We start from the raw sequence: 22,854 nt of genomic DNA on the forward strand, positions 1-22,854 counted from the left end.
AAGGTGCTGTCGATCGCTCATCCAGTAACACCAGTCAGCGCTGATCAGTTAGCGGGGGGCCAGCCTGATCGGTGACCGCGGCTTCCGGGGCTGCGTTGGCCGGCGCACCCCGGTCGGTCCAATCCGGCGGCAGCCCAATCCTCTCTCCGGCCATTCCAATCAGTCCCGGCGCTCGCCCGAATGTTTCACAGATCACCTCCTTGGGCGCGCCGCCGAGAGAGGCCTGCAGACTGCCGATGGATGGCGGCGCCGAGACCTTTCCGAACGGACTCTCGCCGGTAACAAGCATCTTCCCGAAATCGTCTCCGAAAGCGCTGGCGAGATCATAGGCATCCCCGTCGCTCGATGCGCGCGGAGCGCTGGTGAAGGAATTCGCTCCGCGCGCCCAGATCATGGCAGCTTTTTGGTCGCCGCTGCGGTCACGGGCCTCGGCCTCTACGGACAGGCTCCCAAGTCCGATCGGAAGCCGCGGTACAGGGATGGGCACACCGGGAGCAACGATGGACGGTACAACGCTCGCGACCTTGGAGACGCCGGCTGCCGTCGCATCGGTCGGCGCAATGTGGGTAATGACCGCCCGAACATTCAAGTCCGCGGCTTCCGTCGGCGCTACGATGCGGAAGCGCTCGCTCAGCGCAAGACACATCGCTCTGTTCATCGCATTCTTGATCAGGCTGCGCTGCCGGTCGGAGAACGGCTGGCTTGCGGCGGTTACCGCGAACGCAGCTGGCTCGATACGCGCAGTCTTTGCGGCGAGAACATCAGCCTTGCTGATCCGAACCTGCGACTTGGTCAGAAGACCATCGGACGGCGTCAGATTGTCGTAGGAGGCCAGGGACCCGGACCGCTCCAGCGGTGCAACCGCGCAACCAGCAGCCATCAAGCTCAAGGTCGCGACGACTGACCATCTCATGGCGAGGGAGCAAGACCGATCGCCGCCCTCTGGACCATGCGCCGGGAACGCGCGACCGGAACGGGAGACGGCGCGGCGCCGGGCGCCGATGCCAGGATTGGCTGCCAGGTCGCATTCCAACGCGCCAGCGTCGTCTCGTTGCCGTCGAAGGCCAGGTCGAGGAAAGCCAGAGTGAGCTCGGCCGTCGCAGCCTTCACTTTCGGATTGAGAGCCGGACCACCCGTGAACGAGCGATCGGTAAAGATGCTGTGCGAGCCGCCCTCGAACACAGCAAGCAGCTTGCGCGGTTCGGCAACGGCGTTGAAGACAGCCAATCGATCGGCAGCAGGCGAGTGGTATCCGGGGATTTCGATCACGTCGTTTGTCGCAGTCACGTGCAGGTTCGGAACTGCGATCTTGCCCAGGACCGAGGCAAGATCGGACTCGCCGTAGAACGGCGGCGCAGAGATGACGATCGCCGCCGAGAAGCGCGGGTCGCGGGCCTCGACCCACCGTCCTTCACGCATCACGCGGGCGCCAACCGCAAGAAGGGCCGTGTTCGCGCCATATGAATGTCCGGCCGCTACGATACGCCGGCGGTCGATCTGGGCGCCGTAGGGGCTCGACAGCACAAGGTTCAGAGCGAAGTGCAGATCCCTGGCCCGCGCCAGCGTCTCGCTCTCATGAGCCGCTCGCTGCAAGCGGTCCACGACGGCGAGAGGATTGCCTCGCCAGAGCGATGAATCGCTGCCCGCATGCTGAACATGCAGACTGGCGATGCCACGGGCCGCCCAATATCGTCCCAGATAGCTGTAGCCCCGGCGGGAGCCGCCCAGGCCATGGGAGAACACGATGAGTGGTACGCGCGATCCTGGCGCGACACTGGTCGGCCAATGCAGGCGCGCCGGAACGTCCCGCGAACGCGCGGGATCGACCCAGTCGAAGTCGATGAAGGCGGGCGGGACGGACTGCGCTTGCGCTGGAGGTGCCGCAACGGCGGCTGTGACTGCGACGGCGAGCAGCATGGCACCAAGGCGCCGTCGCGTCATGTTGCCCGGCGCGATTGCGTCGCCCCCGCCACCTGCGTGAGGGGATGAAACATGCCACAAGGGAGTATCGCCGCCCACCCTGTTCGCCATGAACACACCTTGAACACAATTCGCACTGGGTGTAATTTTGTATTGCACTTGGTGTAATTTTGCAAGCGGATTTGTTTCGTGCCAGAACAGGTTATGAAGAGCTCGTCTCGAAGGGAGGAAGGCCTGCGCGAACGGAAGCGGCGCGAAACGCTGCATCGCATCGCCGAGCAAGCCCTGAAACTGTTTCTGACCCACGGCTACGAGGCTACCACGCTCGACGCGATCGCGGAGGCAGCCGGGATCTCGCGGCGGACGTTCTTCTATTACTTCAAGTCGAAGGAAGAGATCCTGCTGGCGTGGCAGGACGGCGGTTTCAGCGAGACCCTGCGAGCCGCCGTGCTGGAGCAATCGACCAAGCAGTCACCCCTCGATGCCGTGAAAAACGCCTTGTTGGAGCTGACAGCCCGCTTTCAGGCGGATTACAAGCAAGCCAAGGTGATCGAACGCCTGATGTGTGCGAACGAAGCGCTTCGCATTCGACAGCAGGCGAAATACGTAGAGAAGGAAGAAGCGGTATTCGATGCGCTCTGCCAGTTGTGGCCGCAGCCCAGCCGACAAGCTGCTCTCCGCATGGTCGCCATGATGTCGGTCGGAGCACTACGTCTCGCGATCGACAACTGGAACGGCGATCAGGGCAAGCGACCTTTGGCCATCCACCTGAGAGAGGCTTTCGCGTGCCTGGACCAGGAAATTGGAGGGGCGTCCTCGCGCAAGACTGCCGGCCGCTCCGGCGAGTGAGTGAGCGTCAGGCCGGGTGGCCTGCAGAACGCTGTCGCTCCGCAGCTTCGGCTGAGTGATTTGCCGGATGAGCCGTCCTCATCCACCGACGTTCCCGGGTATCGCTCTGCTCATCCGGGTTACGGCACCGGAGCACAGCGTCGGCGCAATTTCATCCATTCGCTCGAACATATGGTCCGGCCGCAGCGCCCGCAGCGCCGCCGGCGCCGCGTAGCCCCAGCACACGGCGCCGCAGGCGATGCCGACGGCGCGAGCGGCCTCGATGTCGCGAACCTCGTCGCCGATCGCAATCACACGCTCAGGGCTTACGGCTGCCCGCCGGATGACTCGGCGAAATTTCGCGGGCTTGCCGAATATCGACGCAGAACAGTCGAAATGCGCGAACAACGCGGCGGCATCCCCGAGCTTCTCGCGCGCATTGGCCTCGCTGTCGGAGGTCACCAGCGTGAGCTGCACGCCGTGTTCGGCCAGTGTCCGCAGCATCGCCTCGACACCCGCAAACAGCGGAATCTCGCTAGCGGCCTCCGCCTTCAACCGCCGCGCATGCCGCGCGATCGCCGGCAGCTTCCACAGCGGCACCTCGAGCCGGGAGAGGATCTCGCGGCTCGACGCATGCCGCAGCTCTTCAATGTCCTCATCCTTCACGCGGCGAAAATTGAAGCGATCGGCGACATCGTTGATGGTGCGGAGGAACCACGGAAAGCTGTCGGCGAGGGTGCCGTCGAGATCGAAGATGGCGAGGGCGTAGGGCATGAGTCGGGTTCTGGAATTCGCTGACAAAACGCGATGGGGCAGAACTGCACTGGGAATGAATCAACGCAATTTGCGAACATGAACATTGATGTCGATATCGATGTTGTTGACGCAAGTCTGCGTTGTCCGATGCGAGCCGCCTTCGTGCCAGCGCCCGTCGCGCGCCCGGGCGCCGCTAACATTTGCCAGCTTGAGACACCGCCATTGCGGCAACGATCCGGTGCTCTCGCCGGCAAACTGCCACGCCAGCACAGCCTCCTCGCCAGCCTTGTTGGTGCCGATGATGTGCGGGCAGAGCTCGCGAGGGCGACCCTCGTAGACGCAGGTCACCTGCTGCTCTGCGAGGATTGCGTCACGAAAGAGTGTATAAGTTCGGCTCGGCATGGAGACCACTCCACGGCAGCTTCAGCCGGTCGGCCCAGCGGGCGGCGCTATTCCGCCGCCTCGCTCGCCGTCCGTCTCCGCTTCGGCTTCCGCGCCTTCTCCAGCACCGGCGCCAGGAACTTGCCAGTATAGCTCCGCGGCGCTTTCGCGATGTCTTCCGGCGGGCCCCAGGCGACGATCTCGCCGCCGCCGTCGCCGCCTTCGGGGCCGAGATCGATGACCCAGTCGGCGGTCTTGATGACTTCGAGATTGTGCTCGATGACGACGACCGTGTTGCCCTGCGCGACCAGCTCGTGCAGCACCTCCAGCAGCTTCTTGACGTCATGGAAGTGCAGGCCGGTGGTGGGCTCGTCCAGGATGTAGAGCGTGCGGCCGGTGGCGCGCTTGGACAGCTCCTTCGCCAGCTTGACGCGCTGGGCTTCGCCGCCCGAGAGCGTGGTGGCCTGCTGGCCGACATGGATGTAGTCGAGGCCGACGCGGTGCAGGGTCTGGAAGGTCTCGCGGACACGCGGCACCGCCTTGAAGAATTCCGCGGCTTCCTCGACGGTCATGTCGAGCACGTCGGCGATGCTCTTGCCCTTGAACAGGACTTCGAGCGTCTCGCGGTTGTAGCGCTTGCCCTTGCAGACGTCGCAGGTGACGTAGACGTCGGGCAGGAAGTGCATCTCGATCTTGATGACGCCGTCGCCCTGGCACGCCTCGCAGCGGCCGCCCTTGACGTTGAAGGAGAAGCGCCCTGGCTCGTAGCCGCGCGCCTTGGATTCGGGCAGGCCGGCGAACCATTCGCGGATCGGCGTGAAGGCGCCGGTATAGGTCGCCGGATTCGAACGCGGGGTACGGCCGATCGGCGACTGGTCGATGTCGATGATCTTGTCGATGTGCTCGAGGCCCTCGATGCGATCGTGCGGCGCGGCGCCTTCGCTGGCGTTGTTCAGCTTGCGGGCGATGGCACGATAGAGCGTGTCGATCAGCAGGGTCGACTTGCCGCCGCCGGAGACTCCGGTGACGCATGTGAACAGGCCGAGCGGGATCTCCGCCGTGACGTTCTTGAGGTTATTGCCGCGCGCGTTCACCACCTTGATGGTGCGGCGATGGTTCGGCGGGCGCCGCTCCGGCACCTCGACCTCGAGCTCGCCGGTCAGATACTTGCCGGTCAACGATTTCGGGTTGCGCATGATCTCGGCGGGCGTGCCTTCGGCGACGATGTTGCCGCCATGCATGCCGGCGCCGGGGCCGATGTCGAGGACGTAGTCGGCGAGGCGGATGGCGTCCTCGTCATGCTCGACCACGACCACGGTGTTGCCGAGGTCGCGCAGCCTCTTGAGCGTGTCGAGCAGGCGGGCATTGTCGCGCTGGTGCAGGCCGATCGAGGGCTCGTCGAGCACGTAGAGCACGCCCGTCAGGCCCGAGCCGATCTGCGAGGCCAGGCGGATGCGCTGGCTCTCGCCGCCGGACAGCGTGCCGGAGGCGCGGGACAGCGTGAGATAGTTGAGGCCGACGTCGAGCAGGAAGGTCAGGCGCTCGCGGATCTCTTTCAGGATGCGGCCGGCGATCTCGTTCTGTTGCTTGTTCAGCGTCTCGGGTACGCCTGCGAACCATTCGCCGGCCTTCTTGACCGACAGCTCCGAGATCTCGCCGATATGCTTGCCGCCGACCTTGACGCAGAGCGCCTCGGGCTTGAGCCGAAAGCCGTGGCACGCCTCGCAGGGCACGTCGTGGAAGTATTTCGCCAGCTCCTCGCGCGCCCACTCGCTCTCGGTCTCGCGGTAGCGGCGGTTGATGTTGGTGATGACGCCCTCGAACGGTTTCCTGGTGTCGTAGGAGCGGACACCGTCCTCGTAGGAGAACTTGATCTCGTCCTCGCCGGAGCCATAGAGCAGCGCGTCTCTCGTCTTCTTCGGCAGATCCTTCCATTTGGTGTCGAGCGTGAACTTGTAGTGCTTGCCGAGCGCGGTCAGCGTCTGCACGTAATAGGGCGATGACGACTTGGCCCAGGGCGCGATCGCGCCCTTGCGCAACGTCAGGTCCTTTTCGGGGATGACGAGGTCCTCGTCGACATGCTGCTCGACGCCGAGGCCGCCGCAGGCCGGGCAGGCACCATAGGGATTGTTGAACGAGAACAGACGCGGCTCGATCTCGGGGATGGTGAAGCCGGAGACCGGACAGGCGAACTTTTCCGAGAACAGGATGCGTTCGGGGCCGCTCTTGTCGTGGATCTTCGCGGTCTTCTTTTTCTCTTTCTCTTCGGCAGGCGCGGCCGCCGGCGCGTCGGCGAACTCGACGACGGCGAGGCCCTCGGCGAGCTTCAGCGCGGTCTCGAAGCTTTCGGCGAGGCGCTGGCCGATATCGGCGCGCACCACGATGCGGTCGACGACGACGTCGATGTCGTGCGGGAATTTCTTGTCCAGCGTCGGCGCTTCCGCGAGCTCATGGAAGGTGCCGTCGATCTTGACGCGCTGGAAGCCCTTCTTGAGCCATTCGGCCAGCTCCTTCCGGTACTCGCCCTTGCGGCCGCGCACGACGGGCGCGAGCAGATAGAGGCGGGTGCCTTCGGGCAGCGCCAGCACGCGGTCGACCATCTGCGAGACGGTCTGGCTCTCGATCGGCAGGCCCGTGGCCGGCGAATAGGGTACGCCGACGCGGGCCCAGAGCAGGCGCATGTAGTCGTAGATCTCGGTGACGGTGCCGACGGTGGAACGCGGGTTCTTCGACGTCGTCTTCTGCTCGATCGAGATCGCCGGTGACAGGCCGTCGATCTGGTCGACGTCGGGCTTCTGCATCATCTCCAGGAACTGGCGGGCATAGGCCGACAGCGATTCGACGTAGCGGCGCTGGCCCTCGGCGTAGATGGTGTCGAAGGCGAGCGAGGATTTGCCGGAGCCGGAGAGGCCGGTGAACACCACCAGCTTGTCGCGGGGGATCTCGACGTCGATGTTCTTGAGGTTGTGCTCGCGCGCGCCACGGATCGAAATTGCGCGCAGGCTGGAGCCCGCGTTCTGTTGTTGGCGCTTCGCCTTGATCACTTCGTCCATCCCGCTGGTCCTTAAGGAATCCAAAGACGCGCGATCGCGCCAATGTTGAAGGCGCGCTTCGCCCGGAACCGGGAACGGCGCCGATGGGTATGGCAGCGAACGTAGGAAGAACGGCGGCGGATTTCCAGTGCGACTTGCGAATCGTCAACGGATTGTTGGCGCGCTGGCGGCATCTGGCAGTAGCAGGAGCGGGCGGAACTGCGCAGAGCGAGCCATCAAACAAAAAGGCCGGCGCTGGCGCCGGCCTTTCGTGACGATAAGACGTCGGTCGCGATCAGTACTTCAGATCAGTACTTGGCGACGACCGGGCCCCCGAAGTGATAGTTCACGCCGACCTGCACGGTGTGGAAGTTGAGCGTGCCGGATGCCAGCGGCGCGCCGAGGTTCGAGAAGTAGTTCTCGCTGTCGAGGCTGCGATAGAGGTACTCGCCCTTGACCGACCACTGCGGAGCAAAGAACGCCTCGACGCCCGCACCGACGGTCCAGCCGGAGTGCCACTTGCTGTCCGACACGGACACGCCCAGTGCCGTGAGGGTGATCTTGTTGTCGATCCAGGCATAACCACCGGTGCCGTAGAACAGGAGGTTGTTGACGGCGTAGCCGATGCGGCCGCGGACGGTGCCGAGCGCGTCGGTCTTGGACGACGCGGTGACGCCGAGAGCGGTCGCCGAGGCGCTGACGTCAGCCCAGGAGCCATCGGCCTCGAGGCCGAACACGACGTTGCCGGTCTGCCAGTTGTAGCCGGCGGTGCCGCCGACGAAGCCACCCTGCATGCGGGGGCTGCCAGCGTCTTCCCAAGCGCCGCCGCCGACGACACCGAGATAGAAGCCGGTCCAATTGTAAACAGCGGCCGGAGCGATCGGAGCCTTGGTGTAAGGGCGAGCTGCGAGATCAGCAGCCGAAGCAGGGGCCGCAAGAGCGAACAAACAGGCCGAAGCCAACAAAACTTTCTTCATCTTTAACTAAATCCCAGTCCCAGTTTCTGTTGTTGCCTTCCGTGACCGGAAGGGCAGCGGACTCAACGGCCCAACTGAGGTTGTGTTTACACCACCAAAGCCGCAAGTTGTGTCTCCGAAAAGCCACAACGACGCAAAAGGTAATGGTTACTGACTCGTTGTCCCCCCGGTACTTCTCGCCCAAAGCAGAAAGGCCGGCGCGAGGCCGGCCTTTGATCTCCAAACAATATCAGCGGGATATCAGTACCTCGCGATCAACGGACCGCCCCAACGATAATTCACCCGGATGAGGCCGATATCGACGTCCTGGCTGATGCGATTGGAGGCCGTGAAAGCACCGAGCGGAGCCCCGGCAAAATTGCCGGACCCGGTGAAATCGATCGTGCGGTGGCCGAGGAAGATGTGATTATACTCGAAGCCGACCGACCAGTTCGGGGCGAATCCGAACTCGACGCCCGCGCCCACCGTGCCGCCCCAACGGGTCTCGTTGGCCCGGTCGAACTCGAGGCCGGTCGCCACATCGTAGGTCCGGTAGCGATCGCCGACGACGGCGGCGCCGCCCTTCACGTAGAGCAGCACGTTGTTCCAGGCATAGCCGATCTGCCCGGTGATCAAACCGAAAGAGTCGATCGTGGAGTGGTTGCGAAGGCCGGATACCGCGCTGATGTTGTCGCCGGAAAAATCGGCCCAGTTGCCCTGGCCCTCGAAGCCGAACACCCAGTTCGTCGACTGCCAGCGATAGCCGACCTGGCCACCGACGGTGCCGCCGGTCGCATTGTGGCAGCCCTCGCCAACCAGAACGCCGGTTGCCGGGGTCACGAAATCCCAACACTTGCGGCTTGTGCCACCACCGCCGTTGATGCCGATGTAGAAGCCGCTCCAGTCGTAGATGGCGGCAACCGGAGCTGGCGCCTTGGTGTAGGGACGGGCGGCAAGATCCGCCGCGCTTGCGGGGGCCGCCAGCCCCAACGCCATTGCACTGATTGCACCAAAAAGAATCTTATTCATTGCAGTCTCCCCAGTTTCGTCCGCTTCTCGAGGTCCCCGAAAGCGGCGGATCAGGCGCGACGCCCATATGAACTAATTCCAAGGCAACCATAGCCCAAGGAAGGGGCAAAATCCGTCTCCGAAATGCCACAGTTGCCCACCGATTGAAGTGTCCGCAACTCGATGAAAGTTAAACGGTTTTCGTCCTTCTCGGGAACCCGGAAAAGTTCCATCCGGGTTCCCTGGCTGTCGGCGCGTGTCCAGAATCTGTTCTGGCTCTTGGCACGAAAGAACAAATCTGGAACGAAGCCGGGCGCGATGCTATATATGGGGATAACCGTGGGGGTGGCGGGCTGATCGGTGCCCGCAAGCGTATAGGGTCGCCTCAGCGGGGCGCAGAGGAACGCGGGCAGCGGGATTCGCCCTTTTGAAATTCAGTGGCATTCGGAGTGGAGAGCGGCGATGGCGGGAAGCGTCAACAAGGTCATTCTGGTTGGAAATCTCGGCAAGGATCCTGAAATCCGCCGCACCCAGGACGGGCGGCCGATCGCGAATTTGAGCATCGCCACCTCGGAGACATGGCGTGACAAGGCGACCGGCGAGCGCAAGGAAAAGACCGAGTGGCATCGCGTCGTGATCTTCAATGAAGGGCTCTGCAAGGTTGCCGAACAGTATCTGAAGAAGGGCGCGAAGGTTTACATCGAGGGCGCGCTGCAGACCCGCAAATGGACCGACCAGAGCGGCGTCGAGAAGTACTCGACCGAGGTCGTGCTCCAGGGCTTCAACTCGACGCTGACGATGCTCGATGGCCGCGGTGGCGGCGGAGGAGGCGGCAGCTTCGGCGACGAGCCGGGCGGCGATTTCGGCTCCTCCGGTCCCGTCAGCAGCGCACCGCGCCGTCCCGTCGCCGCCGGCGGCGGCCGCAACAACGACATGGACGACGATATCCCGTTCTGAGGACAGGGATCGCGGCCCAGGCACATTGCCCGATAGGGCTGCGCCTGGCGTGCCGTGTCAGCCATTCCTATTAATTCGCGGGGCGGGCTCGGGTTTTCCGGCCGCCTTCATGTTTGAGGTGAGCTCGGATTGCGCCGGGGCAAAACAGGCTGACAGGGCCCGCTCTCGGCGCGGTTTCGCGGGCTTCGGAGATCGTTTGGGCAAGCCGGTTCCGGGCCTCTCGGAAGCAGTGCTTGCAAGGGCCTAAGTCGTTGGAAGAATAGGCGGAAAAATCGCTTGTCCTGATCTGCGCGAGGGTGGTTATCAGGACCCCGATGCGCTATATGATTCCCAGACAAAATCTCACCGGATTCCCCTTTGGCTGACGACGACAACAAGCCCGGCGACCAGCCGGCGCAACCCTCGGACATTCGCCCCGTCTCCATCTTCGAGGAGATGAAGAAGTCGTACCTCGACTACGCCATGAGCGTGATCGTGGCGCGTGCGCTGCCCGATGCGCGCGACGGCCTGAAGCCGGTGCACCGCCGCATCCTGTTCTCGATGAACGAGCAGGGGCACACGCCCGACAAGAAGTACGTCAAGTCCGCCCGCGTGGTCGGCGACGTCATCGGTAAGTATCACCCGCACGGCGACCAGTCGATCTACGACGCCATGGTTCGCATGGCGCAGGACTTCTCGATGCGCGTGCCGCTGATCGACGGCCAGGGCAATTTCGGTTCGGTCGACGGCGATCCCCCGGCCGCCTATCGTTACACCGAAGCGCGCCTGACGAAGGCGGCGCTGGCTCTGCTGGCCGACATCGACAAGGACACCGTCGACTTCCAGCCGAACTACGACAACAACGAGACCGAGCCATCGGTCTTGCCGGCCAAGTTCCCGAACCTTCTCGTCAACGGCGCGGGCGGCATCGCGGTCGGCATGGCGACCAACATCCCGCCACACAATCTCGGCGAGGTCATCGACGCCTGCGTCGCTCTGATCGACAACCCTGCGCTCACCATTGACGAGCTCATCAACATCGTGCCGGGACCTGACTTCCCGACCGGCGGCGTCATTCTCGGGCGCGCGGGCATCCGCGCCGCCTATCACCTCGGCCGCGGCTCGATCGTCATGCGCGGCAAGGTCGCGATCGAGACCATCCGCAAGGAGCGCGAGGCGCTCATCATCACCGAGATTCCGTACCAGGTGAACAAGGCGACGATGGTCGAGCGCATCGCCGAGCTGGTGAAGGAAAAGAAGATCGAGGGCATCGGCGACCTGCGCGATGAATCCGACCGCGAAGGCTACCGCGTCGTCATCGAGTTGAAGCGCGACGCCGTGCCGGATGTGGTGCTGAACCAGCTGTACAGATTCACGCCGCTGCAGACGAGCTTCGGCGTCAACATGGTGGCGCTCGACAGCGGCCGTCCGCGGATCATGCATCTGAAGGACCTGCTGACGATCTTCGTAGACTTCCGTGAGCGGGTCGTCACGCGGCGTACCAAGTACCTGCTCGCCAAGGCGCGCGATCGGGCGCACATCCTGGTCGGTCTCGCGATCGCAGTCGCCAATATCGACGAGATGATCCGCGTCATCCGGAGCTCGCCCGACCCGACCACCGCCCGCGATACCCTGATGTCGCGCGACTGGCCGGCCCGGGACGTCGAGGACATGCTGACACTGATCGACGACCCGCGTCACCGCATGAGTGCGGATGGCACGATCCGGCTGTCGATGGAACAAGCGAGAGCCATTCTCGATCTGCGCCTTCAGCGCCTGACCGCACTCGGCCGTGACGAAATCCGCGACGAGCTCGACAAGCTCGCCGGCGAGATCGCCGATTATCTCGACATCCTGCGCTCGCGCGAGCGCGTGCTGGGCATCATCAAGACCGAGCTTGCCGAGGTGAAGGCGGAGTTCGCCACGCCACGCCGCACCGTGATCATGGAGCAGGAAGGCGAGGTCGAGGACGAGGACCTGATCCAGCGAGAGGACATGGTCGTCACCGTCTCCCACGCCGGCTACGTCAAGCGCGTGCCGCTGTCGGCCTATCGCGCGCAGCGCCGCGGCGGCAAGGGCCGCTCCGGCATGCAGACCCGCGACGAGGATTTCGTCAGCCGACTGTTCGTCGCCTCCACGCACACGCCGGTGCTGTTCTTCTCCTCGCGCGGCCAGGTCTACAAGGAAAAGGTCTGGCGGCTGCCGATGGCCGCTCCGAACGCGCGCGGCAAGGCAATGATCAACATCCTGCCGCTGGAGCAGGGCGAGCGCATCACCACCATCATGCCGCTGCCGGAGGATGAATCGACCTGGGGCAATCTCGACGTGATGTTCGCCACCACCGGCGGCAACGTCCGCCGCAACAAGCTGTCCGACTTCGTCGACGTTCGCCGCTCCGGCATCATCGCGATGAAGCTCGACGACAACGAGGCGATCGTCGACGTGCAGATCTGCACCGAGCGCGACGACGTGCTCCTGACGGCTGCCGGCGGCCAGTGCATCCGCTTCCCGGTCACCGACGTGCGCGTATTCACCGGACGCACCTCGATGGGCGTGCGCGGCATTGCGCTTGCCGAGGGCGACAAGGTGATCTCGCTGGCGATCCTGCGCCATGTCGAGACCACGTCCGACGAGCGCTCGGCGTACCTGAAGATGCGCCGAGCGGTGGCCGGCGAAGCCTCGGCGGAAGAGGTTCCGGCCGATGCCGAGGCCGAGGAGACCTCCGGCAGCTTCCAGCTGTCGCAGGAGCGTTATGCCGAGATGTCGGCGCAGGAACAGGTGGTGCTGACCGTCTCCGTCAACGGCTACGGCAAGCGGACCTCGTCCTATGAGTACCGCACCACGGGCCGCGGCGGCAAAGGCATCGTGGCCATGAGCGTCAACAACCGCAATGGCAATCTGGTGGCTTCCTTCCCGGTGGAGGACGCCGACCAGATCATGCTGGTCACCGACAAGGGCCAGCTGATCCGCTGCCCGGTCGAAGGCATCCGCATCGCCGGCCGCTCGACCCAGGGCGTGATCGTGTTCGATACCGCCGAGGACGAGCATGTGGTGTCGGTCGAGCACATCACGGAAGAGGCGGAGAGCAACGGCGCGAACGGAGAGTAACGTTCAGCCCGGTCGCCAGGACTGCGCGGCGCTGGATCCGGGCTACGCCCCGCTTGGCTGACACGAAATCGTCAGACGCCGACTACGGGGTCCGATCGGCAGTCACGAGGCGCGCCTCGCGGACATTGGTCTTCGTGCCGGCGCGGCGCAGGCACGAGGTCTCGAAGTTCGGCCAGGCCTGCTGCGAGCAGTCCTTTCCGATGCTGCGGATGTCGAGCCGGTCGCTCTTGGCCAGCGGCTGCGGCACGCTGGCTTCGACGGTGGGGGCGAAGCCCGGCAGGAGGGTGAGGCCCGCGGCAACACATGCAGAGAGTGCGATCGCTGAAAGGGTCTTGATCATTGACGGTCCCCTGTGATGCGGCCGCTCACGCCCTGTGTGCGGCCCGTCATTCGTTGACCGGATTGGTAACCATGACCAGTTTCGGGACGTCTTCGCCGATGCGGGAAATGGTTTCGTTCTCGCTCCGTTTTGTTTCGTGGCTGCCTGGGGACGAAACAAACCAGCCATTGCCGACACGTCCGGCGAGACATTTCCGGGCGACGTGGCAGGAAGCGGGCAAGGAAGCGGGCAAGGAACCTGCCCGGCTTGCCGGGCCGGGCCGGGCGCGGTAGGAGGGAGCCATGCCGCGCATTGCCTTCTATCCCGGTTCCTTCGATCCCATCACCAACGGCCACCTGGACGTGGTTCGGCACAGCGCTTCGCTGTGCGACAGGCTCGTGGTCGCGATCGGGGTGCACCCGGGCAAGAAGCCGCTGTTCTCGACCGAGGAACGGTTGAAGATGCTCCGTGACGTCTGCGGACCCGTGGCAGCCCAGGCTGGCTGCGTGCTCGAGGCCGTGACATTCGACGATCTGTCGGTCACCTCGGCGCGCAAGCACGGCGCGACGATCATGATCCGGGGCCTGCGCGACGGCACCGACCTCGATTACGAGATGCAGCTCGCCGGCATGAACGAGGCGATGGCGCCCGAGGTGCATACGGTCTTCCTGCCGGCCTCTCCCATGGTCCGCCCGATCACCGCCACTTTGGTGCGCCAGATCGCCGGCATGGGCGGGGATGTCTCGGCCTTCGTCCCGCCGCAGGTCGCGGCACAGCTCAAGGCAAAATTCGCCGGATAACGGCCCGCTTCCTTTCTCATCCTGACCGGAGTTGTCATGATCCGAATTCTCGCAGTTCTTGCCGCGCTTCTGTTCGCGGTGCCGGCGGTCGCGCAGCAATTGCCGGCGAACCTCGACAAGGCCAACGCCATCGTCATCGACAGCACCAAGGGTCGCATCGTCATCAAGCTCAGGACCGACATTGCGCCGCAGCATGCCGAGCGCATCAAGCAGCTCGCGCGGGAGGGCTTCTACAACAACGTGCCGTTTCATCGCGTGATGGACGGCTTCATGGCGCAGACGGGCGACGGCCAGAATTTCAACGGCACCGGCGGCTCGAAATACCCGAACCTGAAGCAGGAATTCTCCAAGGTGCATTTCGCCCGTGGCATCGTCGGCATGGCCCGCCGCGGCGACAGTGTCGACAGCGCCAACTCCCAGTTCTTCATCATGTTCGCCGATGGCGGCAGCCTCGATGGCCAGTACACGGTGATCGGCGAGGTCGTGCAGGGCATGGACGTCGTCGACAAGCTGAAGAAGGCGCCCCCGGGCTCGCCAGGCGGCGCGGTCGCCGATCCCGACAAGATGGTGAAGGTTCAGGTCGCCTCCGACATCAAATAGGAGCGGCCATGGCGCGCCGCGGTGGCAAGCTCCTGCTGGTTGCTGCGATGCTGGTGCTCGGCGTCTCGAGTACTGCCGCCGAGGACGCGCAGGTCAACACGATCCAGGACATCTTCCGGCACCTGCGCACCTGCTGGAGACCGCCGTCGCCGGCCAAGGCGCGCCCACTCGACATCACTGTCGTGGTGAGCTTTAACCGGGCCGGAGACATTCTGGGCCATCCGAGGATTACCTATGAATCCGCGGAGGCCTCCGACAATGACCGGCTGCAATACCGGATCGCGGTGATGGAAGCGTTGCAACGCTGCACGCCGATGCCATTTACCGATGCAATGGCCGGCGCCGCCGCAGGACGTCCATTCGCGATCCAGTTCCGCAGCCGGAAGACTTCACCCCCAACGCAAGAGAGACGAGCATGAGCGCCACCGAAAACACCCTGATCCTCGAGACCACGCAGGGCCCCGTCACCATCGAGATGCGGCCCGACCTCGCGCCGAACCATGTGGCTCGCATCAAGGAGCTGGTCCGCGAGGGCTTTTACGACGGCATCGTGTTCCACCGCGTGATCGAGGGCTTCATGGCGCAGACCGGCTGCCCGCACGGCACCGGCACCGGCGGCTCCGGCAAGAAGCTGAAGGCCGAGTTCAACAAGGAGCCGCATGTGCGCGGCACCGCCTCGATGGCCCGCGCCGCCAACCCCGATTCCGGCGACAGCCAGTTCTTCATCTGCTTCGACGACGCCCGCTTCCTCGACAACCAGTACACGGTCTGGGGCAAGGTCACCGAGGGCATGGAGAACGTCGACAAGATCAAGCGCGGCGAGCCCGTGATGAATCCTGACAAGATCGTCAAGGCGCGGATGGCAGCCGACAAGGAATAGTCACTCATTCCGGGGCGCACCTTGGCGTGAACTATGGTGCGCAATTGGGCTCCCGAGAATCTCGCGCCACAATCTCGGGATTCCGGAGCGCCGCGCTCGAGGCGCGGCGTCCGGAATGACGGCGATAGTGACACATGCGCACCGATCTCTTCGATTTCGACCTGCCGCCCGAGCGCATCGCGTTGCGCCCGGCGAGCCCGCGCGACTCCGCGAAAATGCTGGTGGTGGCGAACGGCGCGTTGCGTGACCAGACCGTCGCCGACCTGCCTCAATGGCTGGAGCCTGGCGACCAGCTCGTCGTCAACGACACCAAGGTGATCGCGGCGCAATTGAAGGGCCGCCGCATCGGTCGCGAGACCGAGCCGAAGATCGAGGCGACCCTGATCAAGCGCCTCGACGGCTCGCGCTGGCAGGCCCTGGTGAAGCCGGCGAAGAAGCTCACGGCCGGCGACCGCATCCGCTTTGGCAATGAGGGCAAGGTCTGCCTGCTCGGCCATCTCGACGCCGAGGTCGAGGCCAAGGGCAGCGAGGGCGAGGTGACGCTGTCGTTCTCATTCCATGGCCCTGCGCTCGACCAGGCGATCGCCGATCTCGGCAGCCCGCCGCTGCCGCCCTACATCGCCTCGAAGCGCACGCCCGACGATCAGGATTTTGCGGATTACCAGACAATGTTCGCGGCGAACGAGGGCGCGGTGGCGGCGCCGACCGCGGGGCTGCATTTCACGCCGGCACTGGAGCTGGCGCTGCGCGCGCGCGGCGTCGGCATCAACAGCGTCACGCTGCATGTCGGGGCGGGGACGTTCCTGCCGGTCAAGGTGGACGACACCGAGGGCCACAAGATGCATGCCGAGTGGGGCACGATCTCGACCGAAACGGCGGAGCGGCTCAACACGGCGCGAAAGAACGGCGGCCGCATCGTTGCGGTCGGCACGACGTCATTGCGCCTCTTGGAGAGCGCGGCGGGCGAGGATGGCGTGATCCAGCCGTACGCGGCCGAGACGTCGATCTTCATCACGCCCGGCTATCGCTTCCGCGCGGTCGATGTCCTGATGACCAATTTTCATCTGCCGAAATCGACGCTGTTCATGCTGGTCTCGGCCTTCTCCGGGCTCGAGACGATGAAGCAGGCCTATGCGCACGCCATCGCGAACGGCTACCGGTTTTATTCCTACGGCGACGCGTGCTTGCTGTTTCGGGCGGTGCCGTAGCCGGATGAGCGAAGCGATATCCGGGATTCCGTCTTCGCAGCTTCCCGCATGTCGCTGCGCTCATGCGGGCTACAGCACTGCCGGAGGGTGGGCAAGAGCGCGAAGCGCCGTGCCCACCATCCATCTGCATAGTTGAGGTCGATAGACCTCTACGCCATCACCCGCTGCGGCAGCAGCTCGGCGATCTGCACCGCGTTCAGCGCTGCGCCCTTGAGCAGCTGATCGGCCGCCACGAACATCGAGATCGAATGGCCGCTAGCGTCGCTGAGGTCCTTGCGGATGCGGCCGACCAGGACGTCGTCCTGGCCCGAGGCGTCGATCGGCATCGGGAAGTAGTTCCTGGCGCGATCGTCGACGACCTTCACACCCGGCGCCTGCGCCATGATGGCGCGGACCTGGTCCTCGGTAATCGGCTTCTCGCATTCGAAGGTGATGGCCTCGCAATGGGCGCGCAGCACCGGCACGCGGACGCAGGTGACGCCGACCGCGATGGTGTCGTCCTCGAAGATCTTGCGGGTTTCCTTGATGACCTTGGTCTCTTCGTCGTTGTAGCCGGTCCCGGGATCGACGGCGGTGTTGTGGTTGAAGAGGTTGAAGGCGTAGGGGTGCGGCATCACCCTGGGCGTATAGACCTGCCCGTTGAGGTTGGCGCGGGTGGATTCGACGAGCTCGTCCATTGCGGCGGCGCCTGCGCCGGAGGCCGCCTGATAGGTCGAGATGATGACGCGCTTGATGCGGTTCTGCTGGTGGATCGGCCACAGCGGCACCAGCGCGGTGATCGCGGCGCAGTTGGGGTTGGCGATGATGCCCTTGTGGTCGCGGATGCGGCTGGCGTTGATCTCGGGGATCACCAGCGGCACGTTCGGGTCCATGCGGAAGGCGGAGGAGTTGTCGACCACCACGGCGCCGGCCTTGACCGCGATCGGCGCGAACTTCCTGGAGATACTGCCGCCGGCGGAGAACAGGGCGATGTCGACGCCCTCGAAGGCGCGCTCGGTCAGCTCCTCGATGACGACGTTCTGGCCGCGGAACGACACCGTCTTGCCCGCCGAGCGGGCGCTGGCGAGCGCCTTGAGTCTGCCGACGCGAAAGCTGCGCTTGTCCATGGTGGCGATGAATTCGGCGCCCACCGCACCGGTGACGCCGACAATCGCGACGACGGGATCGTTACTCACTTTGTCCTCCATTGCTTTTGAAATCCAGACAACAAAAAAGCCCCGGACCATCGAGGGCGGGGCTTCGGTAGAGCTGATGCGTTTTCGTCGACGACTACGCGCGCACGCCTCCCCGGGCCCCTGAGGCCGTGGTGGTTTTGGTCGTGCGTTTGGTGGTCGTGAACATGGCGGCGACTTATGCGGGAGAGTCTTGCGGCCGTCAATGGCTTTTCGCCCCGGTCGATACCGGGGGAAAATCTGTCGCTATCGGGCCCGGGCGCCCGGCGGCTCCAGGATGACCTCCTTGAGGTCGTCGCCGCTGATCACCACGATCGCAAAATTGAGCCGGCCGCGTTCGCGCACGAGGCCGCCGCTGATGGCCTTGCCCGAGGCTGCGCGCTCGGCGACGCGCACGGCATCGGCAAGGCGGTGCCTGATCGCACCCAGCGCTGCGAGGTTGCTGCGGTCCTCGTTGTCGAGCTCGGTGAGGGGCAGGGCGGCCTCGCCACCGACGAACTCGCCGGTCGCGGCATTGATGGTGTGGCGCCAAATCCGGTCGTTGTGCAGGGTCTTCACCCGGTAGACCGGGACGCCTGAAGCGCCGTCGAAACTCACGTCGGCGGTAGTGGCGCCGGCATGGCGGGCTTCCGCGATCGCCATGGCCTGGCTGATCGTGATCGACGAGCTGCGGAAGCGTTCGATCTCGCGGCCGACGGCCTGGCGGTCTGCTTCGGCATCACCATCTGTGTCGTTGTGGAGCGCGGTCGGCGTGCTCGCGGTCACGATCGCCTGCGCCGGTGCGGCGAGGAGCAGCGCGGGCAAGGCGATCGCAAGCAGTTGCGAGGTCCGTCGTCTGGCTGTCGTCATGATCGAAACCTTCGGCCTGCGAGTGTGCCGGATGAACGTAAAGAATTCGCGGCCGGCCCTGGGCAAGGCCGGCCGCGGAACGCCGCGGCGGGCTGCACCTGCCGTGACGATCGAAGCGGTCCGGACCTCTTTTGGGGCTGGTGAAAAAAGCGGCCCGTACCAACTTATAACTAAACCATACCGTATCGTTTTGTTTTGGTCAATGCCCTTGCGACGCCCCCTTGGGGGAAAGAGCGTGATTTCACGGAAACGTCAGCGGGAGGAGCGGCGCCGCGCCGGACCCTTTGCGGCGTCCTGGACCCGGTCGGCAGGACCCAGCGCACCGGCAAGGAACAGTTTGATCGCAATGCGCATGCGCTTCTCGGCCGATTTCGGCTCGAGCGCAGTTCCGAACGTCGCCATGCGGTGGGTGTGTCCGACGACGACGTCGAGGAACACCTCGGCTGCGATGGTGGTGTCTTCGACATCGAGCGCACCTTGCGCCACCAGATGGTCGAAGAAGCGCGCGGTGGTGGCGACGGCCTTGAGCCAGCCTTCCTCCTTGCCGAGCTTGGCGACGTCAGGGAAGTTGATGGCCTGTGACGTCATCATGCGGCTGAAGGCGACCGCGTCGGGACCACAGGTGAATGAGAGCATCTCGCGCCCGATCTCGACCAGCCGCTGCTCGACCGAGATGTCGGCGGCGCTGCTCAGCTGGGTCTCTGCCGCGGCCGACAGCGGCGCGAGCCAGCGCGCGATCTCCCGCCTCAGTACGGCCGCGAACAGCCCGCGCTTGTCGCCATAGCGCGAATAGACCGTGGGCTTGCTCACTCGGGCCGCTTCCGCGACCGCGTCGAGCGAGGTCGCCTCGAAGCCGCGATCCAGGAAAAGGCGGGTGGCGACCTCGATCAGCCGCTGGTCGCGCTCGATCGCGGCGGTTTTCGTCGGCCGGCCGCCGCGGGATTTCGGCATCTCGCGCCGTGGAGCTGCCGGTTTTGTCCTGGTCGCAGTCAATCCCATGCCCAATGATTCCTGCGCGTTTCTGACAGTCGTCTTTGCTCTATAACGCGCAGCAGCCGGGGCGTCATCGCGAATCTGGCCGAATTGGCCGCATCGTCAACGGCCTCGACACGGCCTCGTTCCGTCGCGCGGACTCACGGAAGCGCCGAGGTCCAGGCCTGGCCGGATGCGGCCTTCTCGTATCCGTACTGATACAGCGCCCGCATATAGGTGGTATCGAACCCTTCGGAGGGCGGGGCGGGGTAGTCGCGCGCGATGTAGGAGAGATGGAAGCCCAGTCGGTTGCGCTTGGCGAAATCGTAAGTCGAGAGGATGATCGAGCGCGTCTGCGACTGGGTGATTGCCGACAGGCTGCGTGAGGCAACGTCGATGGTGCCGTTGGAGACGAGTTCGAAGTTGCGTTCGATCTTCTTGTTGACGAGGATGTAGATGTCCATCTTCGCACTTCCGGGCAGGCGGCCGCCCTGGAACAGCAGGGCTTCCGGCAATGTCAGCACCGGGGCCGTCACGCCGCCGTCGACATGCATCTCCTGAAACTTGCGGCCCTGGCCTTCGGCGTCGATCATGATCGGCGGAAACACCAGGGGAATGCTGGCCGAGGCCGCCATCACGTCGCGAAACAGCTTCAGGGCCTCGGGCGTTCCGACTGCGGCGATCTTGCCCATGTCCCAGATCGCAGTGCGCTGGGTGTCGAGGTCCGTCGTCACCACCAGCAGTGTCCGACCTTTCGCATGCTCGCGCGCGACCTGCGCCATGATCTCCGGACCGACATAGCGCGCGACCAGCTCGCGCAGCCGCGTGTTGCCGAACAGGCCGGATCCGAACAGCACGCGCACGATGCTGGGATCGTTCAGGAGGCTCTCGGCGATGCCGCTGGTGTAGACCTCCTTCAGCGTGTCGTCATATTGCGGGCCGAGGAAGGCGAACGGCGCGATCAGGCCGCCGGTGCTCACGCCCGAGACGACCGAGAAGGAGGGGCGGGTTCTGGCCGCGGTCCAGCCGTTGAGCACGCCGACGCCATAGGCGCCGTCAGCACCGCCGCCGGACAGCGCCAGATAGGATCTCGTCGCGGTGCTGTTGTTCTTCTCGAAGCTGAACTTCGTGACGGGATCGTCCGCGTAGCGCCGGAGGCCGTCGATATCGAGCACGCGCGATGTGCTGGCTTCAGCGGCCGTATAGGGCGTGCGGGGCAGGGAGGTGCAGGCGCCGAGCGCCAGGCCGCACACCAGGACCAGCGATCCGGTCAGGCGGACACAAGTCTGCCTGATCCGGTCACACGAGGAGACGGATGCGTCGGTCGAACACGAAGGGTGAGGCATTGTCGGTGGCTGGCGATCACGCGTTTACCGCCGCCGGCAAATTCGCCACGGCATTCTCGTCCAGCCCCCAGGAAGAAACTACACGGTATCGTTTTGTTTGACAAGGTGGACCGCACCGATCCTCGCGCTGGTTGGTGTCCCAGTCTGGAGCACAAATCCGCCGGAGCGCGGTCTGGCGGGTTGATCGGCCTGCCCCGACACGCAATAAGCACCGCCATGAATCCGGACAATGGTCTCCCCAATCACTTTGAATTGCTCGCCGTCGATGGGGCCGCGCGCACTGGGCGGCTGACCACGCCGCATGGCGTGGTGCGGACGCCGGCCTTCATGCCGGTCGGCACCGCGGGTGCCATGAAGGGGATGCACTGGCGCGAGGTGCGCGATGCCGGCGCCGACATCGTGCTCGGCAACACCTACCACCTGATGCTGCGTCCGAGCGCCGAGCGGATCGCCGCGCTCGGCGGATTACAGCGGTTCACCGGTTGGAACGGACCGATGCTGACGGATTCCGGCGGCTTCCAGGTGATGTCGCTGGCGGATTTGCGCAAGGTCAGCGAGAACGCCGTCACCTTCCGCTCGCATATCGACGGTGCCAAGGTCGAGCTGTCGCCGGAGCGCTCGATCGAGGTGCAGCGTTTGCTCGGTTCCGACATCGCCATGCAGATGGACGAATGCGTACGGCTTCCGGCCGAGCGCGCCGACATCGAGCGTGCGATGCAATTGTCGCTGCGCTGGGCCGAGAGAAGCAAGCGCGCCTTCGAGAGCGCCCCCGACGGCTACATGTTGTTCGGTATCGTGCAGGGCGGCGACATCCCCCAACTACGTCATGCGAGCGCCGAAGGTCTTGTTGCGATCGGCTTTCATGGCTATGCGATCGGCGGTCTTGCGGTCGGCGAACCGCAGGCAGTGATGCTGGCGATGATCGACGAGACCGCACCATTGCTGCCGAGAGAGCGCCCGCGGTACCTGATGGGCGTCGGCACGCCCGACGACATCCTCGAAGCCGTGAAGCGCGGCATCGACATGTTCGATTGCGTGATGCCGACGCGCAATGGGCGGCACGGCGTCGCCTTTACGCGGTTCGGCCAGGTGAATCTGCGCAATGCGCGCCACGCCGACGATCCGCGTCCGCTCGACGAAGACAGCTCATGGCCTGCGGCGCGCAACTACGCGCGTGCCTATCTGCACCATCTCGTCAAAGCGGGCGAGACGCTGGGCGCGATGCTGCTGTCCGAGATCAATGTCGCTTACTACCAGTTCCTGATGCAGGGCATCAGAGGTGCGATCGCGCAGGGAAAGTTCGACGAGTTCTATCAGCGCACGCGCGAGGACTGGGCGAGGGGCGACATCGCCCCGCGCTAGGTCAGTTGCAAGTGAAGCGTTGCTTCAGGGCGTGCTTGGTCACGAAGCCATAGCCGCAATTGTCGCAGGTCCAGAGATAGCTGATCATGTGGTCCGAGACGTAGGCGGATGCTTCGGCGGCGACCATGGAGTCGGCGCAGACGGGACAGGTCGGCAGCTCGCTGCAACGAGGATCGCGGGTCGACGCGACGGTCGGCAACACTTCAGCAATTGCTGACATCGTGGACCTCCCTGTTTGAGGTATGAACCTAACATAAGCAGAAGCGGTTGACGAGGTCGCAACACAAATGCGTAGCTTTTCTGATTTTACCGCTCACGTGATTTTGCGATGCAGCGTATTTAACATGTGCCGCATTGTCGCTTGCGTGTCGCCGCAAGCTGTCTGTAACTGCGCAATGGTCGGGACGGAAATGCAGATCGT

The 22,854-nt window shown here is 64.5% G+C and carries 23 protein-coding genes; 9 read left to right on the forward strand and 14 right to left on the reverse strand.

What is annotated here, in order from left to right:
- Nucleotides 1–34: 34 nt before the first annotated feature.
- Nucleotides 35–880: a DUF3313 domain-containing protein gene (locus ACM42_RS12775; RefSeq protein ID WP_271528248.1), complete on the reverse strand. Its 846-nt coding sequence runs from the start codon at nucleotides 878–880 to the stop codon at nucleotides 35–37.
- Between the two features lie 29 nt (nucleotides 881–909).
- Entirely contained in the window at nucleotides 910–2,187 is a 1,278-nt protein-coding gene (locus ACM42_RS12780; RefSeq protein ID WP_271528249.1) for an alpha/beta hydrolase family protein, read from the reverse strand.
- On the opposite strand from ACM42_RS12780, the gene ACM42_RS12785 reads away from it, so the two are divergent.
- Nucleotides 2,125–2,769, forward strand: a complete 645-nt coding sequence (locus ACM42_RS12785; RefSeq protein WP_271528250.1) for a TetR/AcrR family transcriptional regulator — start codon at nucleotides 2,125–2,127, stop codon at nucleotides 2,767–2,769. The genes ACM42_RS12780 and ACM42_RS12785 overlap by 63 nt on opposite strands.
- Nucleotides 2,770–2,847: 78 nt before the next feature.
- Here the strand turns inward: ACM42_RS12785 and ACM42_RS12790 are convergent, their stop codons facing one another.
- The 5 genes from ACM42_RS12790 to ACM42_RS12810 form a co-directional block, all read right to left on the reverse strand.
- Complete coding sequence (locus ACM42_RS12790; RefSeq protein ID WP_271528251.1) at nucleotides 2,848–3,522, reverse strand: HAD-IA family hydrolase; 675 nt, start codon at nucleotides 3,520–3,522, stop codon at nucleotides 2,848–2,850.
- Nucleotides 3,523–3,582: 60 nt separating this feature from the next.
- Nucleotides 3,583–3,906, reverse strand: coding sequence for a hypothetical protein (locus ACM42_RS12795; protein ID WP_271528252.1), 324 nt, complete (start codon nucleotides 3,904–3,906; stop codon nucleotides 3,583–3,585).
- 47 nt (nucleotides 3,907–3,953) lie between these two features.
- The gene (gene uvrA, locus ACM42_RS12800; protein ID WP_271528253.1) at nucleotides 3,954–6,938 is read right to left on the reverse strand and encodes an excinuclease ABC subunit UvrA; all 2,985 of its coding nucleotides are present in this window, start codon (nucleotides 6,936–6,938) and stop codon (nucleotides 3,954–3,956) included.
- 287 nt (nucleotides 6,939–7,225) lie between these two features.
- Nucleotides 7,226–7,894, reverse strand: coding sequence for an outer membrane protein (locus ACM42_RS12805; RefSeq protein ID WP_271528254.1), 669 nt, complete (start codon nucleotides 7,892–7,894; stop codon nucleotides 7,226–7,228).
- 240 nt (nucleotides 7,895–8,134) lie between these two features.
- Entirely contained in the window at nucleotides 8,135–8,902 is a 768-nt protein-coding gene (locus tag ACM42_RS12810) for an outer membrane protein (protein WP_271528255.1), read from the reverse strand.
- Nucleotides 8,903–9,343: 441 nt separating this feature from the next.
- Here ACM42_RS12810 and ACM42_RS12815 point away from each other — a divergent pair, with 441 nt between their 5' ends.
- Both ACM42_RS12815 and gyrA read left to right on the forward strand, forming a co-directional pair.
- The gene (locus ACM42_RS12815; RefSeq protein ID WP_271528256.1) at nucleotides 9,344–9,838 is read left to right on the forward strand and encodes a single-stranded DNA-binding protein; all 495 of its coding nucleotides are present in this window, start codon (nucleotides 9,344–9,346) and stop codon (nucleotides 9,836–9,838) included.
- A gap of 357 nt (nucleotides 9,839–10,195) precedes the next feature.
- The gene (gene gyrA / locus ACM42_RS12820; protein ID WP_271528257.1) at nucleotides 10,196–12,925 is read left to right on the forward strand and encodes a DNA gyrase subunit A; all 2,730 of its coding nucleotides are present in this window, start codon (nucleotides 10,196–10,198) and stop codon (nucleotides 12,923–12,925) included.
- A gap of 82 nt (nucleotides 12,926–13,007) precedes the next feature.
- Here the strand turns inward: gyrA and ACM42_RS12825 are convergent, their stop codons facing one another.
- Nucleotides 13,008–13,265, reverse strand: a complete 258-nt coding sequence (locus tag ACM42_RS12825; RefSeq protein ID WP_271528258.1) for a hypothetical protein — start codon at nucleotides 13,263–13,265, stop codon at nucleotides 13,008–13,010.
- A gap of 46 nt (nucleotides 13,266–13,311) precedes the next feature.
- On the reverse strand, nucleotides 13,312–13,557 hold the full coding sequence (locus ACM42_RS12830) for a hypothetical protein (protein WP_271528259.1): 246 nt from the start codon (nucleotides 13,555–13,557) through the stop codon (nucleotides 13,312–13,314).
- Here ACM42_RS12830 and coaD point away from each other — a divergent pair.
- The 5 genes from coaD to queA all read left to right on the forward strand — a co-directional run bounded on the left by coaD (nucleotide 13,547) and on the right by queA (nucleotide 16,732).
- Nucleotides 13,547–14,044 carry a pantetheine-phosphate adenylyltransferase gene (gene coaD / locus ACM42_RS12835; protein ID WP_194393844.1) on the forward strand — a complete coding sequence of 166 codons (498 nt, stop codon included), beginning with the start codon at nucleotides 13,547–13,549 and terminating at the stop codon, nucleotides 14,042–14,044. The two genes, ACM42_RS12830 and coaD, sit on opposite strands and share 11 nt — an antisense overlap.
- 36 nt (nucleotides 14,045–14,080) lie before the next feature.
- A complete protein-coding gene (locus tag ACM42_RS12840) occupies nucleotides 14,081–14,644 on the forward strand; it encodes a peptidylprolyl isomerase (protein WP_271528260.1) in 564 nt (187 codons plus the stop codon).
- A gap of 8 nt (nucleotides 14,645–14,652) precedes the next feature.
- On the forward strand, nucleotides 14,653–15,063 hold the full coding sequence (locus ACM42_RS12845) for a hypothetical protein (protein ID WP_271528261.1): 411 nt from the start codon (nucleotides 14,653–14,655) through the stop codon (nucleotides 15,061–15,063).
- Nucleotides 15,060–15,524 carry a peptidylprolyl isomerase gene (locus ACM42_RS12850; RefSeq protein ID WP_271528262.1) on the forward strand — a complete coding sequence of 155 codons (465 nt, stop codon included), beginning with the start codon at nucleotides 15,060–15,062 and terminating at the stop codon, nucleotides 15,522–15,524. Before ACM42_RS12845 ends, ACM42_RS12850 begins: the two co-directional genes overlap by 4 nt.
- A 134-nt stretch (nucleotides 15,525–15,658) precedes the next feature.
- Nucleotides 15,659–16,732, forward strand: a complete 1,074-nt coding sequence (queA, locus tag ACM42_RS12855) for a tRNA preQ1(34) S-adenosylmethionine ribosyltransferase-isomerase QueA (RefSeq protein WP_271528263.1) — start codon at nucleotides 15,659–15,661, stop codon at nucleotides 16,730–16,732.
- Between the two features lie 149 nt (nucleotides 16,733–16,881).
- On the opposite strand, the gene ACM42_RS12860 is transcribed toward queA, so the two are convergent.
- The 4 genes from ACM42_RS12860 to ACM42_RS12875 all read right to left on the reverse strand — a co-directional run bounded on the left by ACM42_RS12860 (nucleotide 16,882) and on the right by ACM42_RS12875 (nucleotide 21,071).
- Nucleotides 16,882–17,919 carry an aspartate-semialdehyde dehydrogenase gene (locus ACM42_RS12860; protein WP_271528264.1) on the reverse strand — a complete coding sequence of 346 codons (1,038 nt, stop codon included), beginning with the start codon at nucleotides 17,917–17,919 and terminating at the stop codon, nucleotides 16,882–16,884.
- Nucleotides 17,920–18,150: 231 nt separating this feature from the next.
- A complete protein-coding gene (locus ACM42_RS12865; RefSeq protein ID WP_271528265.1) occupies nucleotides 18,151–18,753 on the reverse strand; it encodes a PepSY domain-containing protein in 603 nt (200 codons plus the stop codon).
- A gap of 252 nt (nucleotides 18,754–19,005) precedes the next feature.
- A complete protein-coding gene (locus ACM42_RS12870) occupies nucleotides 19,006–19,752 on the reverse strand; it encodes a TetR/AcrR family transcriptional regulator (RefSeq protein ID WP_271528266.1) in 747 nt (248 codons plus the stop codon).
- Between the two features lie 134 nt (nucleotides 19,753–19,886).
- The gene (locus ACM42_RS12875) at nucleotides 19,887–21,071 is read right to left on the reverse strand and encodes a patatin-like phospholipase family protein (RefSeq protein WP_271528267.1); all 1,185 of its coding nucleotides are present in this window, start codon (nucleotides 21,069–21,071) and stop codon (nucleotides 19,887–19,889) included.
- Nucleotides 21,072–21,287: 216 nt separating this feature from the next.
- Here ACM42_RS12875 and tgt point away from each other — a divergent pair, with 216 nt between their 5' ends.
- Nucleotides 21,288–22,433 (forward strand): tRNA guanosine(34) transglycosylase Tgt, encoded by a 1,146-nt coding sequence (gene tgt / locus ACM42_RS12880; protein ID WP_271528268.1) that lies wholly within the window; start codon nucleotides 21,288–21,290, stop codon nucleotides 22,431–22,433.
- 1 nt (nucleotide 22,434) lies between these two features.
- Here tgt and ACM42_RS12885 read toward each other — a convergent pair whose 3' ends face one another.
- A complete protein-coding gene (locus ACM42_RS12885; protein WP_271528269.1) occupies nucleotides 22,435–22,653 on the reverse strand; it encodes a hypothetical protein in 219 nt (72 codons plus the stop codon).
- Between the last annotated feature and the right edge of the window lie 201 nt (nucleotides 22,654–22,854).

Source organism: Bradyrhizobium sp. CCBAU 25338, from assembly GCF_028128965.1.
Taxonomy (GTDB): Bacteria; Pseudomonadota; Alphaproteobacteria; order Rhizobiales; family Xanthobacteraceae; genus Bradyrhizobium; species Bradyrhizobium liaoningense.

Excerpts from the sequence above, each read along its gene's own strand:
- ACM42_RS12775 (WP_271528248.1), bottom strand. The coding sequence starts at position 880 with ATGGCTGCTGGTTGCGCGGTTGCACCGCTGGAGCGGTCCGGGTCCCTG.
- ACM42_RS12785 (WP_271528250.1), top strand. The coding sequence starts at position 2,125 with ATGAAGAGCTCGTCTCGAAGGGAGGAAGGCCTGCGCGAACGGAAGCGG.
- ACM42_RS12780 (WP_271528249.1), bottom strand. The coding sequence starts at position 2,187 with ATGCAGCGTTTCGCGCCGCTTCCGTTCGCGCAGGCCTTCCTCCCTTCG.
- ACM42_RS12790 (WP_271528251.1), bottom strand. The coding sequence starts at position 3,522 with ATGCCCTACGCCCTCGCCATCTTCGATCTCGACGGCACCCTCGCCGAC.
- ACM42_RS12795 (WP_271528252.1), bottom strand. The coding sequence starts at position 3,906 with ATGCCGAGCCGAACTTATACACTCTTTCGTGACGCAATCCTCGCAGAG.
- uvrA (WP_271528253.1), bottom strand. The coding sequence starts at position 6,938 with ATGGACGAAGTGATCAAGGCGAAGCGCCAACAACAGAACGCGGGCTCC.
- ACM42_RS12805 (WP_271528254.1), bottom strand. The coding sequence starts at position 7,894 with ATGAAGAAAGTTTTGTTGGCTTCGGCCTGTTTGTTCGCTCTTGCGGCC.
- ACM42_RS12810 (WP_271528255.1), bottom strand. The coding sequence starts at position 8,902 with ATGAATAAGATTCTTTTTGGTGCAATCAGTGCAATGGCGTTGGGGCTG.
- ACM42_RS12815 (WP_271528256.1), top strand. The coding sequence starts at position 9,344 with ATGGCGGGAAGCGTCAACAAGGTCATTCTGGTTGGAAATCTCGGCAAG.
- ACM42_RS12825 (WP_271528258.1), bottom strand. The coding sequence starts at position 13,265 with ATGATCAAGACCCTTTCAGCGATCGCACTCTCTGCATGTGTTGCCGCG.
- coaD (WP_194393844.1), top strand. The coding sequence starts at position 13,547 with ATGCCGCGCATTGCCTTCTATCCCGGTTCCTTCGATCCCATCACCAAC.
- ACM42_RS12830 (WP_271528259.1), bottom strand. The coding sequence starts at position 13,557 with ATGCGCGGCATGGCTCCCTCCTACCGCGCCCGGCCCGGCCCGGCAAGC.
- ACM42_RS12840 (WP_271528260.1), top strand. The coding sequence starts at position 14,081 with ATGATCCGAATTCTCGCAGTTCTTGCCGCGCTTCTGTTCGCGGTGCCG.
- ACM42_RS12845 (WP_271528261.1), top strand. The coding sequence starts at position 14,653 with ATGGCGCGCCGCGGTGGCAAGCTCCTGCTGGTTGCTGCGATGCTGGTG.
- ACM42_RS12850 (WP_271528262.1), top strand. The coding sequence starts at position 15,060 with ATGAGCGCCACCGAAAACACCCTGATCCTCGAGACCACGCAGGGCCCC.
- queA (WP_271528263.1), top strand. The coding sequence starts at position 15,659 with ATGCGCACCGATCTCTTCGATTTCGACCTGCCGCCCGAGCGCATCGCG.
- ACM42_RS12860 (WP_271528264.1), bottom strand. The coding sequence starts at position 17,919 with ATGGAGGACAAAGTGAGTAACGATCCCGTCGTCGCGATTGTCGGCGTC.
- ACM42_RS12865 (WP_271528265.1), bottom strand. The coding sequence starts at position 18,753 with ATGACGACAGCCAGACGACGGACCTCGCAACTGCTTGCGATCGCCTTG.
- ACM42_RS12870 (WP_271528266.1), bottom strand. The coding sequence starts at position 19,752 with ATGGGATTGACTGCGACCAGGACAAAACCGGCAGCTCCACGGCGCGAG.
- ACM42_RS12875 (WP_271528267.1), bottom strand. The coding sequence starts at position 21,071 with ATGCCTCACCCTTCGTGTTCGACCGACGCATCCGTCTCCTCGTGTGAC.
- tgt (WP_271528268.1), top strand. The coding sequence starts at position 21,288 with ATGAATCCGGACAATGGTCTCCCCAATCACTTTGAATTGCTCGCCGTC.
- ACM42_RS12885 (WP_271528269.1), bottom strand. The coding sequence starts at position 22,653 with ATGTCAGCAATTGCTGAAGTGTTGCCGACCGTCGCGTCGACCCGCGAT.